At 64.4% G+C, this 12,383-nt stretch carries 12 protein-coding genes and 3 pseudogenes; 12 read left to right on the top strand and 3 right to left on the bottom strand.

Translation table 11 applies throughout. The annotated features are described in order from the left end of the window. The first annotated feature begins 13 nt into the window (after nt 1–13). From HW466_RS25360 to HW466_RS25325, 8 genes are all read left to right on the top strand, one after another. Nucleotides 14–1,219 carry a M20 aminoacylase family protein gene (locus tag HW466_RS25360; protein ID WP_151003419.1) on the top strand — a complete coding sequence of 402 codons (1,206 nt, stop codon included), beginning with the start codon at nt 14–16 and terminating at the stop codon, nt 1,217–1,219. A 203-nt stretch (nt 1,220–1,422) separates the two neighbouring features. After that, the gene (locus HW466_RS25355) at nt 1,423–1,932 is read left to right on the top strand and encodes a hypothetical protein (protein ID WP_060346857.1); all 510 of its coding nucleotides are present in this window, start codon (nt 1,423–1,425) and stop codon (nt 1,930–1,932) included. A gap of 56 nt (nt 1,933–1,988) precedes the next feature. Continuing rightward, nucleotides 1,989–2,501, top strand: a complete 513-nt coding sequence (locus HW466_RS25350; RefSeq protein ID WP_060346856.1) for a hypothetical protein — start codon at nt 1,989–1,991, stop codon at nt 2,499–2,501. Nucleotides 2,502–2,813: 312 nt separating this feature from the next. After that, the gene (locus HW466_RS25345) at nt 2,814–3,968 is read left to right on the top strand and encodes a c-type cytochrome (protein WP_151003417.1); all 1,155 of its coding nucleotides are present in this window, start codon (nt 2,814–2,816) and stop codon (nt 3,966–3,968) included. 13 nt (nt 3,969–3,981) lie between these two features. Continuing rightward, the gene (gene ctaD, locus HW466_RS25340) at nt 3,982–5,742 is read left to right on the top strand and encodes a cytochrome c oxidase subunit I (RefSeq protein ID WP_151003415.1); all 1,761 of its coding nucleotides are present in this window, start codon (nt 3,982–3,984) and stop codon (nt 5,740–5,742) included. Further along, nucleotides 5,739–6,353 (top strand): cytochrome c oxidase subunit 3, encoded by a 615-nt coding sequence (locus tag HW466_RS25335; RefSeq protein WP_151003413.1) that lies wholly within the window; start codon nt 5,739–5,741, stop codon nt 6,351–6,353. The genes ctaD and HW466_RS25335 overlap by 4 nt, the downstream gene beginning before the upstream one ends. Next, on the top strand, nt 6,350–7,057 hold the full coding sequence (locus tag HW466_RS25330; RefSeq protein WP_151003411.1) for a heme-copper oxidase subunit III family protein: 708 nt from the start codon (nt 6,350–6,352) through the stop codon (nt 7,055–7,057). The genes HW466_RS25335 and HW466_RS25330 overlap by 4 nt, the downstream gene beginning before the upstream one ends. Before the next feature lie 8 nt (nt 7,058–7,065). Next, nucleotides 7,066–7,407: a cytochrome C oxidase subunit IV family protein gene (locus tag HW466_RS25325; RefSeq protein WP_151003409.1), complete on the top strand. Its 342-nt coding sequence runs from the start codon at nt 7,066–7,068 to the stop codon at nt 7,405–7,407. A 427-nt stretch (nt 7,408–7,834) separates the two neighbouring features. Here HW466_RS25325 and tcuB read toward each other — a convergent pair. Both tcuB and HW466_RS25310 read right to left on the bottom strand, forming a co-directional pair. Continuing rightward, a pseudogene (tcuB, locus tag HW466_RS25315) lies at nt 7,835–8,095 on the bottom strand (tricarballylate utilization protein TcuB); the annotation flags it as partial. After that, nucleotides 8,082–8,416: pseudogene (locus HW466_RS25310) on the bottom strand (FAD-binding protein); the annotation flags it as partial. The pseudogenes tcuB and HW466_RS25310, both read right to left, overlap by 14 nt. Here HW466_RS25310 and HW466_RS25305 point away from each other — a divergent pair. The 4 genes and pseudogenes from HW466_RS25305 (at nt 8,413) to HW466_RS25285 (ending at nt 10,658) form a co-directional block, all read left to right on the top strand. Further along, nucleotides 8,413–8,730, top strand: coding sequence for a TetR family transcriptional regulator C-terminal domain-containing protein (locus tag HW466_RS25305; protein ID WP_437340613.1), 318 nt, complete (start codon nt 8,413–8,415; stop codon nt 8,728–8,730). The pseudogene HW466_RS25310 and the gene HW466_RS25305 overlap by 4 nt on opposite strands. A 49-nt stretch (nt 8,731–8,779) precedes the next feature. Then, nucleotides 8,780–9,169: pseudogene (locus HW466_RS25300) on the top strand (MFS transporter); the annotation flags it as partial. A 347-nt stretch (nt 9,170–9,516) separates the two neighbouring features. Then, complete coding sequence (locus tag HW466_RS25290; protein WP_060346848.1) at nt 9,517–10,437, top strand: LysR family transcriptional regulator; 921 nt, start codon at nt 9,517–9,519, stop codon at nt 10,435–10,437. 50 nt (nt 10,438–10,487) lie between these two features. Next, complete coding sequence (locus HW466_RS25285) at nt 10,488–10,658, top strand: hypothetical protein (protein WP_174905596.1); 171 nt, start codon at nt 10,488–10,490, stop codon at nt 10,656–10,658. Between the two features lie 234 nt (nt 10,659–10,892). Here HW466_RS25285 and HW466_RS25280 read toward each other — a convergent pair whose 3' ends face one another. Beyond that, nucleotides 10,893–12,332, bottom strand: coding sequence for a DEAD/DEAH box helicase (locus HW466_RS25280; protein WP_060118955.1), 1,440 nt, complete (start codon nt 12,330–12,332; stop codon nt 10,893–10,895). Nucleotides 12,333–12,383: the final 51 nt, after the last annotated feature.

Genomic DNA, 12,383 nt, shown 5'->3' with positions numbered 1-12,383 from the left:
TTCTGGATCGAACATGCTATTACCCGACCTCAGCTCCGTCTCCGACCTCGAGCCGCTTGCCGACGACATGCGCAAGCTTCGCTATACGCTGCATTGCTGCCCGGAGCTCGCGTTCGAGGAAGTGAAGACCGCGGAACTCGTCGCGCAACGTCTGAAGGAATACGGCTATTCGGTCGAGACCGGAATCGCCGGCACGGGTGTCGTCGGCACGCTGCGGCTGGGCGCGAGCGCACGCAGCATCGGGATCCGCGCCGACATGGACGCGCTGCCGATCGATGAACTCAACACGTTCGGCCACAAGAGCGTGATTCCGGGACGGATGCATGCATGCGGTCACGACGGGCATACCGCCATGTTGCTCGGCGCGGCCCGATACCTGGCGCAGCGCGGGCGATTCGACGGCACCGTCCATCTGATCTTCCAGCCCGCGGAGGAGCGCGGCTTCGACAGCGGCGCCAAGCGGATGGTCGAGGAAGGCCTCTTCGAGCGGTTTCCGTGCGATGCGGTCTTCGCGATGCACAACCACCCGGGTGCGCCGGCCGGCACGTTCATGTTCCGCAAAGGCAACTTCATGGCCGCGGGCGACCGGGTCTTCGTGAAGATCGTCGGCAAGGGCGGACACGCTGCGCGCCCGCATCTGGCGAACGACCCGATCGTGGCGGCAGGCAGCATCGTGATGGCCTTGCAGACCGTCGTATCGCGCAATGTCGATCCGACCCGATCCGCCGTCGTGACCATCGGAAAAATAGCTGGCGGAACGGCGCCCAACGTCATTCCGGGCGAGGTCGAGTTGAGCATAAGCGTCCGGTCGTTCGACACGGACATCCGTCGAATGCTGAAGGAGCGCATCACCGCGCTCGTGCACGCGCAGGCCGAGAGTTATGGCCTCGCGGCCGTCGTCGATTACGTTGAGGGTTATCCGGTCGTGACGAACGCCGATGCCGAAACGGAACTGGCGATCCAGGTCGCGAAGGAACTGGTCGGTGCGGATCGCGTCACGGAACAGATGCCGCCGTTGATGGGAAGCGAGGACTTCGCATACATGTTGCAGGCGCGCCCCGGTGCGTTCCTGAGGATCGGCAACGGCCCGGCCGAAGGCGGGAACACGCTGCACAGCGCGACATATGACTTCAACGACGAGAACCTGGTCGTCGGGTCCGCGTTCTGGGCCCGACTGGTGGAGCGTTTCCTGCGTTCGGACGCCGGCAACGGGCGATGACGCAACGAGCGTCGCCGGGTGCCTGGACGGTGTTTGCGTCAACATCCTGGCACCCGGCGGCGCCCGCTGATTTATCGGGAGATTCAAGCTCGAAGTTGTTCTGCCGCCTGCCCGTACATACCCGAGGAAACTCGCGCGCCGGCACCACGTTCGCGATGCTGACATAAAATAGAACGTACTCCAGACTGAAAAAGGGGGCCGACATGAGGCGCCTCTATTTCCTCGCACCCGACACGCAGATGGCGAAGGCGATCGTGGACGACCTGCTCCGCGCGCGCATCATCTGGCGCCATATCCACGTTCTCGCCGACCACAGTGTCACACTTGATGAGTTACCCGAAGCATCTCTGCTGCAAAGCAGCGATGTGGTGCACGCGCTCGAGCGGGGTGTCGCACTCGGCGGCGCAACGGGCGCGCTCATCGGTCTCGTCGCGCTTGTTTACCCTCCTGCGGAGCTCGTGATCGCGGGCGGCGCCGTCGTCGCCTTGACGGTGGTGGGCGCGGGTTTCGGCGCATGGACGGCCGGGATGATCGGCATCGCCGAACCGAACGCGCGACTCCAGCGATTCCGCGAAGCGATCAAGGAAGGCCAGATTCTGATCATGGCCGACGTGCCGGCATTGCGAGAGCAGGAAATCGAGCAGATGATCGCCCGGCATTTTCCGAAGGCGGATCTGGTGGGCGGCGAGCCTACGTCACCGGTTTTCCCCTGACATCCGAAAACCGGCGTGCCTGAATGCCGAGGTTGATCCTTCGGCGAGGAGGTTCCATGGAACTGCACATTCAATCCCACCATTGGCAGCGTCGCGTGCCGGATTGGCTCGCCGCTGCCGTAGCCGGTCTTGCGGGCGGCGCCCTGGTGATCGTGCTCGAGTTCTTCTGGTCGACCATGGTGCTCGATGAAAGCCCGTGGCAACCGACCCACAAGATCGCGGCGATGGTGATGGGTCGCGGTGCGCTCGAACAGATGTCGGTGTTCAGCTTCGGCATCGTGGGAACGGCACTGCTGCTGCACTATGTGCTCGGCGCCATCATGGGGATGATTCTTGCCGCGATCATGGCCCCGTTCCGCTTCGATTCGAGCGTCGGCATGGAGGCCGTCATCGGGTTGGCTTTCGGGATCGCCGCGTACATTTGGAACTTCTACGTGATGACCGCCGTGTTCCCGTGGTTCATCTCGGAGCGAGGATCAGGTCCGTTGCTGGCCAACCTGCTGTTCGGTGTGGTAACCGCCATCGTCTACGGCATGCTTGAACGGCGCAAGCAGAACGCGATGCACTGACACGCCGTTTCTTCGCGCCGCGCGATATGGCTGCCTCGACGACTCACGTCGAAGGCGGCCGTTTTGCGGGTCGTCGCGAGTCAATGGCGCCGTCGGTCGTGCGATGCGGGTATGGGAGCGTGCGTGCCCCGTTGAGCTGCCTTGCACGATGCGAAGGAGCGAACGACCTTTTTCTTGAAGCCGCCCACGAGCTTGGCGAATCGGCCTTGGTCGACTGCCGTCGAAATGTCATAAGAAACACGGCAAGGCGGCACGACGACGCCGGGAGCGCGGGTTGGCGGTTCCGGCGAGTGATGCGCGGCGAGGCGGCCCATGGCGCTTGCGATTGCCCTGATCGTGATCATCGCATTGGCGGTGGGGTTTCACTTTGCCAGCCCGTGGTGGATCACGCCGATCGCGTCGAACTGGGTGCGCATGGACGACATGCTGACGATCACGCTCGTCATCACCGGCGCATTCTTCATCGCGATCAACCTGTTCATCGCGATCGCCCTGATGCGCTACCGCCACCGCGGCGGGCATCGCGCGGCCTACGAACCGCACAACCGGCGGCTGGAATGGTGGCTGATCGGCCTGACGGCCGTCGGCGTGGCGGCGCTGCTGGCGCCCGGCCTGTTCGTCTACGCGGACTACATCCGGCCGCCGCGCAATGTGCTGCAGATGGAAGTGCTCGGCCGGCAATGGCAATGGCGCTTCCGCTTCGCCGGCCCCGGCGGCAAGCTGGGCACGACGGACGTGCGCTACGTCGGCAACGACAACCCGTTCGGGCTGAACCCCGCCGACCCGAACGGCCGCGACAACTATCTGATCGAGACGCCCGAAGTCCACCTGCCGCTGAACCGGCCGATCCAGGTTCTGACACGATCGCTCGACGTGCTGCACGACTTTTATGTGCCGCCGTTCCGTGCGCGCATGAACATGGTGCCCGGCATGGTGACGACCTTCTGGTTCACGCCGACCCGGGCGGGACGTTACGACATCCTGTGCGCGCAGCTTTGCGGTCTCGGGCACGCCAGCATGCGCGGCGTGGTGGTCGTTGAAGACGAAGCATCGTTCTCGCGCTGGCTGGCGCGGCAGACCACTTTCGCGCAGCGGCAGCAGGCCGGCGTGCAAGCCGCTGCGGCCACGGCAGGCAGCAGCGCACAGGCACTTGCCGACCAGGGCAAGGCGCTCGCGGCATCCAGGGGATGTTTGGCATGCCATACCGTTGACGGCAGCCCGCGCGTCGGCCCGACCTGGAAGGGCCTGTTCGGCAAGACCGAAACGATGGCAGACGGCAGCACCGCGAAGGTGGACGACGCGTATCTGCGCGCGTTCATTCGCAACCCGACGGCCCGCGTCGTGAAGGGGTACGCACCGATCATGCCGCATTTCGACCTGAGCGAGCAGGAGCTGACCGCGCTCGTGACCTACATCGAATCGCAAGGCGGCCCGGCTGCCAGCACCGCGGCCAACCGCCAGCCCTAGCGGAGCCGACGCCATGCCCTACGCGCACATCGACCACGTCCCGAAAAACTTCTGGACACGCTATGTCTGGAGCCAGGACCACAAGGTCATCGCCGTGCAGTATTCGCTGACGGCCATTGCCATCGGCCTGGTCGGCCTCGTCCTGTCGGACCTGATGCGGTTGCAGCTCGGCTTTCCGGGCAAGTTCAGCTTCATCGACGCCAACCACTACTACCAGTTCGTCACCATGCACGGGATGATCATGGTCATCTACCTGCTGACCGCGCTGTTCCTGGGCGGCTTCGGCAACTATCTGATCCCGCTGATGCTGGGCGCGCGCGACATGGTATTCCCGTTTCTCAACATGCTGAGCTACTGGGTCTACCTGCTGGCCGTGCTGGTGCTGGTGGCGAGCTTCTTCGTGCCGGGCGGGCCGACCGGTGCGGGCTGGACGCTGTATCCGCCCCAGGCCATCCTGCCCGGCACGCCGGGCGTCGAATGGGGCATCGTGCTGATGCTCGTATCGCTGGCGATCTTCATCGTCGCGGCGACCATGGGCGGCCTGAACTACGTCACCACCACGCTGCAGGCGCGCACCCGCGGCATGACACTCATGCGCATGCCGCTCACGGTGTGGGGCATCTTCATCGCGACCATCATGGCGCTGCTCGCATTTCCAGCGCTGTTCGTATCGGCGGTGATGATGCTGCTCGACCGCACACTCGGCACCAGTTTCTTCATACCGGCCGTGGTGTCGATGGGGCAGTCGCTCAAGCATGCCGGCGGCAGCCCGTTGCTGTTCCAGCACCTGTTCTGGTTCTTCGGGCATCCGGAGGTCTACATCGTCGCGCTGCCGGCCTTCGGCATCGCGTCGGACCTCATCAGCACCCACGCGCGCAAGAGCATCTTCGGTTACCGGATGATGGTGTGGGCCATCGTCATCATCGGCGCACTGAGCTTCGTGGTTTGGGCGCACCACATGTTCATCGCCGGCATGGACCCGTACTTCGGCTTCTTCTTCGCGACCACCACGCTGATCATTGCCGTTCCGACCGCCCTCAAGGTCTACAACTGGGTGCTGACGCTGTGGCGTGGCGACATCCACCTGACCGTGCCAATGCTGTTCGCCATCGGCTTCATCAGCACCTTCGTGCTCGGCGGGCTGACCGGTCTCTATCTCGGCAACGTGAGCGTGGACATTCCACTGTCGAACACGTACTTCGTCGTGGCGCACTTCCACATGGTGATGGCTGTGTCGCCGATCCTGGTGGTGTTCGGCGGCATCTATCACTGGTATCCGAAGGTAACGGGCCGCATGCTAGACGACACGCTCGGGCGCGCACACTTCTGGACCACCTTCGTCGGCACCTACGCGATCTACTTCCCGATGCACTATCTCGGCATCCTCGGCATGCCTCGCCGGTATTACGCGTACGAGGGCTACAGCTTCATCCCGCACTCGGCGCAGATGCTCAACGCCTTCATCACCGTCGTCGCGCTGATCGTGGCCGTGGCGCAGCTGCTGTTCCTGTACAACCTGGCATCGAGCCTCGTGCGCGGCAAGCGTGCCGACGGCAATCCATGGCGGGCCACCACACTGGAATGGCAGACGCCGCAAACGCCGCCCGCGCACGGCAACTGGGGCGCCGCTCAACCCGTCGTCTATCGTTGGGCGTACGAATACAGCCCGCCGGGGCAAGCGGAAGATTTCGTCCCGCAAAACCGGCCGCCCGCGACCGCACCCGAACCGAAGCCGGCCCACCCGGCGCTTCAACCCGGCGAGGCACGCAAATGACCACGCTGCCGCGCACCTTCGTTCCCGACACGCCGCCGCCCGTCTTGCCGAATGCGAGCCGCACCGGCCTGATCGTGTTCATGGCCGTCGCGACGGCATTGTTTTCACTGCTGCTGCTCGCGTACGGCATGCGCATGCGCGAGCCGGACTGGCAGCCGATCCCGCATCCGGCGCTGCTATGGTGGAACACCAGTGCGCTCGCGCTGGCAAGCGTTGCCATGCAGCGTGCCCGGCGGTTGACCGTGCATCGCGTGGCGTGGCTCGTATGCGGCGGCGTGCTGGCCGCCGTGTTCGTGATCGGGCAACTCACCGCGTGGCGCATGCTGTCGGCGGCCGGGCAAACCGTCATCGCCAATCCTTCCGACAGCTTCCTTTACCTGCTCACCGGCCTGCACGGATTGCACGTGCTCGGCGGGTTGATCGCCTGGGCCGTGACGATCGCACAGCGGCGCCATGGCGACCCGTTCAGGGCTCAACGCGCCATTTCGCTGTGTGCCCTCTATTGGCATTTCCTGCTGGCGGTCTGGCTCGTGCTGCTGGCGGCGATGTGGTGGCTCACCCCTGCGGTTGTCGCCGCCATCTGCGGGCCGCTGTATGGAGCCGCGCCATGACCTCGCCCACGCTCCCGCCCGAACCCGCTGCCATGCCGCCTGCCGACGCCCGCCCCGACGGCTGGCACGGCATCGTCACGGACTGGTCGGCCGATCGCGAAGCCTTCAAGGTGCCGTGGGGCAAGGCGATGATGTGGATCTTCCTGCTGTCGGACACCTTCGTCTTCAGCAGCTTCCTGATCGGCTACATGACGGTGCGCATGTCGACCACGGCGCCGTGGCCCGACACGTCCAAGGTGTTCGGCCTCACCGTGGCGGGCATCGACGTGCCGTTGCTGCTGATCGCCATCATGACGTTCACGCTGATCACCAGTAGCGGCACCATGGCGATGGCCGTCAATTTCGGCTATCGGCGCAACGCGACGCGCGCCGCCGCACTGTTGCTGGCGACCGCGCTGCTCGGCGTGACGTTCGTGTCGATGCAGGCCTTCGAGTGGACCAAGCTGATCGTCCATGAAGGAATTCGCCCGTGGGGCAACCCGCTCGGCGCCACGCAGTTCGGCGCATGCTTCTTCATGATCACCGGGTTCCACGGCTTTCACGTGACGTGTGGCGTGATCTACCTGTTGCTGATCGCACGCAAGATCCTGCAGCCCGGGTTCACCGGGCACGGCAATTTCCAGATCGTCGAGATCGCCGGCCTGTACTGGCACTTCGTCGACCTCGTGTGGGTGTTCATCTTCGCGCTGTTCTATTTGTGGTGAGGCAGGCCATGGACCACACCGATCCCGTCGATCGATCCGACGCCGCGCACGGCCAGCAGCATCCGATCGGCATCTACCTGAAAATCTGGGGCCTGCTGTTCGTCCTGAGCACGTTGTCGTATCTGGTGGATTACTTCCACGTGCATGGCTTGTTGCGCTGGGTGCTGATCGTCGTGCTGATGATCGCCAAGGCCGGGCTGATCGTGTCGATCTTCATGCACATGATGTGGGAACGACTGGCGCTGGTGTATGCGATTCTCATACCGCCGCTGTGTCTGCTGGTGCTCATGGTTCTGATGGCCGCGGAGGCGAATCATACGTTCGGGACGCGGGTGCTCTTCTTCCATTGAGCGCTGTTCACTTCCGCGCCTCCTGAGGCGGATGATTCGGGTTACGTATTATCCGGTGCGCGTTAGGTGCGGATGGCTGGCTTTGCCGAGCTGTCGTCGCTCGGCCATTGGCATGTGACCCGATACGATCGCCCACCACGGACGATCGATAAATGCGGCCAATGCCGGCCGCACGTTCCGACGATCGTTTGCCGACATGCAGATGAAAAATTCAGGGCAAGCCCATTCGTCGGTCAGTCGAACAGGCCTTCAGCCCACCGTCTGCGCGCCGATGCAATCTCTATCAGGCCGACGATGCCGCCGACGCGTTGCTGTCCGCGCGGCGACGGTACAGCCCGAGCGTCGCGCACAAGCCGCAGAGCGCGGCGAAGCTCAGCCAGTAGCCGGGTGCGGCCTTGTCGTGCAAGGCCTGAATCAGATACGTTGAGTTGTGGCAGAGATTCGCCAGATGGTTGACGTCCGCCTTGCCGAATTCCAGGCGGCGCGTCATCGCAGGGAACACGGCGCAGAAGCCCTCGCAGTAGCGGCACGCGTTGCAGATCTGCATTTGCCGGGCGACTTCGGTTTCGCTGGCGCTCATCGGCACAATGGGAATCACGCGTGCCATGCTGTCGCGCGGCATTTTTTTCGTATCGACCGAAATGGCGGTGCGCGTATGTTCGGGCGCGAGCGGGTCAGACTGCTGCACGCGTTGTTTCCGTTGTCTTGAGTGCGGCGCGCACGGCCTGCGTCCCGGCAATGCGCCCGAAGGCCGTGCCGATCGACATGCCGACGCCCGCTGTATAGCCCTTGCCGAGCACGTTGCCGGCCATCATTTCGCCGGCCACGAACAGGTTCTCACTGGCGATGCCGCCGAAGTGAACCTGCGCGCGGTCGTTGGTCTTCAGTCCGAGATACGTGAACGTGATGCCTGGCCGCAATGCATAACCGTAGAACGGCGGCGTCTCGATGCGACGCGCCCAATGCGTCTTGGGCGGCTGAGACCTTCGGTGTGGCAGTCGTCTTCTGCTGCGCTATGCGCGCCTGTCCGTCGGCGAGGCCGGCCGGCGCGGATGCTTCGCGGTCGCGATGACCACCGAACTGGCCGCACGCGATGCAGACGTCGCGGAGCGCACGGGGCGCATGTTGCGGCGCCTGCAGCAGCTCTATGCGGACGTGATCGTCCGCGGCCAGGCGAGCGGCGAGATCGCCGAGCAAGACGAACAGGTGCTGGCGCGATTGCTCGTCTGCCAGGTCGAGGGCATGCGCGTGCTGGGCAAAACCGGCGTGCCCGAGCGCGACATGCTCGCCCTGGTCGACCGCACGATGCGCCTGCTCGACTGAGTTTTTTTACCAATTTTGAAACTGATTGGTTCCTTATGGGGAATCGTCCATGTCACGAAATGATCCCGTCTCGCCCGATCCGCGTCGCTGGGCCATGTTTTCGGTCCTGCTCGTCGGCGCGTTCCTGCCACCGCTGGACTTATTCATCATCAACGTCGCCCTGCCGTCGATCCGCGCGAAACTGGGCGCCTCGGCGTCGGCCGAGCAACTGGTCATTTCGTCGTATGCCGGCCTGTACGCCGTGACGCTGATCACCGGCGGGCGCCTGGGCGACCTGTTCGGCCGCGGTCGCATGTTCTTTCTCGGGTTGATCGGATTTGCGACGGCCTCAACACTATGCGGCCTCGCGAGCTCGCCGTGGATGCTGATCACCGGTCGCGCGTTGCAGGGCTTCGCGGACCGGGCGGCGCTGGACGCGGCGTTCGCGTCCGCGGAGGCGGCCGACGTCATGGCCGACATCGATGCGTTCACCGATATCGAGCCCGATCGGCACGTCACGGATGTCATCCCGCGCGCGGATTGACTTCCGGCATTGATAGACTCGTGCCGTACGCTTTCGTCCCTGAACACCTCGCATCAGTGCCCCAAAGCCCAGCCACGCTGACGCGCATGATCCGAGGAATCAGTGGCAAAGCGTCGTGGCGGCTGCCACAATGGCGCCCCCGCAGCGCCGTGAGCCGGGGCGTCGGGCATGCCCCGTGGCTTCAGCCGCGACGGAAGCCTCGACCAACCGGCGCCGCGAGCCGCTGTGTCGATCATCAGACGCGTATCCAACAGGTAATCGCTTTGAAGTTGTCGTTTGAAGTTCTCGAAGTGCTCGATGCCATAGACCGGGCAGGCACGTTCGCGGAAGCGGCCGTGCTGCTTCATCGCGTACCGTCTGCATTGACTTACCTGGTGCAGAAGACGGAGGCTGATCTTGGCGTCGCCCTGTTTGATCGCAGCGGCCGGCGTGCGCAACTGACCGACGCGGGGCGACTGCTCGTCGAGGACGGTCGTCGTTTGCTGAGAGCCGGACAGGAGCTGGAGAGCAAGGTTCGAAGCGTCCATGCGGGTTGGGAAGCTGAGCTCAGGCTGTGCGTCGACGAGATTCTTCCGTTGTCTTCGTTGTGGCCGCACGTGCGTGATTTCTACGAACTGAAGATGACGACACGGCTTCGCTTGTCGACCGAAGTGCTCGGTGGCGTATGGGACGCGCTTGTGACGGGACGTGCGGATATCGCGATCGGCGCCGCGGGAGAGCCGCCACACGCGCCGAACATTGCAGCAAGGCCGATCGGCATGCTGCGTCACGTTTTTGTCGCGGCGCCTCATCATCCGCTTGCCGCGAACGAAACGCCGCTCGACAGCGGCACAATTTCAAGTCATCGCGGCGTCGTCATCAGCGATACGTCGCGTGACCTCGAGCCGAGATCGGTGGCGATTCATGACGGACAACCGGTCATCGTCGTACCGAACCTGGCCGCCAAGATCGACCTCCTTTGCGAAGGCATTGCCGTCGGCATGCTGCCCGCGCCCGTCGCCGACGAGTTGATACGGCAGGGCAAGCTCGTCGAGCGCCGGGTAACGGGCGTGCGGGCGCACACGAACTGCTACCTCGGCTGGCGCGAGGACAAGACAGGACGCGCGTCGAGATGGTGGATTGAACAACTGGATCAGATCGATCTGATATCCAGGCTTTTCAGCACGCGCGGCGGCGCTGCCTGAGGCACATGCGCGTCGCGCGCCTCGGCGCCGGGTCGCTGGATGGGGAGGGTATGCTCGCACGCTTCGTCGAGTCTGATGCGAAGGCACGGAAAAGGCATGCGCGTCGCGATGCGATTCATATACTTTCGAGCATCGCCGGCGCCCTCGTTCTGGCTCGCGCGGTCGACGACCCTGAACTGTCGCAAGAAATTCTTCGTGAAACGCGAGCGGCGCCGGACTGACCTGCGTCTCTCGGCCGAGCGCCGGAACCACGCCGTTGACGTAGTGCCGATGCCATTGCAGAAGCGCATCGGGGTATCAAGCATGCGCGACGGGCGATGTACGCAAGTCGGTGCAGAGGCGGCGCTCGCATGACGGTGAAACGCAAGCGCTCGTGACTGCGGATGGCCGACGGCGGCCAGAAGAAACTAACCGCCGCTCCACCACAAATCGCTCCGCTAACGCCCCGATCAGCATCAACGCGTACCGCGCCCGCCCGCCGGCTTGCCAGCCGGTTTCCGTGATCCCGCGGCCGCCTTGCCCGCGGGTTTGCCGCGCGGCTTCTGCACGCTGAACGGGCTTCCGCTGGACAAGCTCGCCCCCTTGCCCACGGCCCCGGCACGCTGCCCCGCCGGCTTCCGCTTGCCCTCCCCACCCTGCGGCCGTGGCTTCTTGCCCGCCACCGGCATGGCGCCCACCCCGGCCTGCGGCACTTTCGGCTTCTTCGGCTTTTTGGGTTTCTTGATGATCTGCCCCGTCGCACTGGTTTCCGGCACGCGATGTTCGGCCTCAAAACCCGGCTCTTCCTCACGACGCAGCGTTTGCCGGATCAACGCCTCGATCGCGGCCAGTTGCGGCGCTTCGTCCGCGCACACGAGGGATACCGCCACACCACTTGCGCCCGCGCGGCCGGTACGACCGATGCGGTGCACGTAGTCTTGCGCCACGATCGGCAGATCGACGTTGATCACCAGCGGCAAGTCGTCGATATCGAGCCCGCGCGCAGCCACATCGGTCGCCACCAGCATCTGCACTTCGCGCGCCTTGAAGCGCTCCAGCGCACGCAGACGCGCGGGTTGCGGCTTGTCGCCGTGAATGGTGTCGACCGCATAGCCCGCATCGTTCAACATGGCCGCCAGATAATCCACGCCGTTGCGGGTCTTGACGAACACCAGGGCGTGATCCCAGTTGTTCTCGGCCACCAGATGCATGAACAGATCGGGCTTGTTCCGCTTGTCCACCGGCACGACCCACTGCTTGATCTTGCTGGCCGTTGCATTCGGCGGACTGACGCTGATGTTGACCGGACTGCGCAGAATGCTCGCCGCCATCGTGCGGATATCGTCGGTAAAGGTCGCGGAGAACAGCAGCGTCTGGCGCTGCACGGGCAACGCGGCAAACACGGCGTTGAGCTCGCGGGCGAAGCCCAGATCGAGCATGCGGTCTGCTTCATCGAGCACCAGCGTCTGCACTTGATCGAACTGCACGGCGTTCTGACGATTGAGGTCCAGCAGCCGGCCCGGCGTGGCGACCAGCACGTCCACGCCCTTGCGCAACTTCATCATCTGCGGGTTGATGCTCACGCCGCCATAGGCGGCCAGGAATCTCAAGTCGAGGCCCTTGCCGTACTCGACGAAACTCTGCAGCACCTGTTCAGCCAGTTCGCGCGTGGGCACCAGCACCAGCACACGCGCGCGGTTGCTGGATACCGCCGGCCCGTGCTGCACCAGTCTCTGCAGCAGCGGCAGCGCGAAACCCGCCGTCTTGCCGGTGCCGGTCTGTGCCGCGGCCATGACGTCCTTGCCGCCGAGCACAGCGGGAATCGCCTTGGCCTGCACCGGCGTGGGTGTCTGGTAATTGAGGCCCTGCAGATTACGCAGCAAGGGATCGATCAGGCCTAGCGAGGCAAAAGACATGGGCGTGTTCCGGGCTAAAACCGCAATTCTAGCGGTTGCCGCGATGGTCGC

Origin of the sequence: Burkholderia territorii (assembly GCF_902833055.1) — a bacterium.
In the GTDB taxonomy this organism is placed as follows: domain Bacteria; phylum Pseudomonadota; class Gammaproteobacteria; order Burkholderiales; family Burkholderiaceae; genus Burkholderia; species Burkholderia territorii.
The sequence above is the reverse complement of the archived record's forward strand: the minus strand, read 5'-3'. Positions and strand labels throughout refer to the sequence as shown.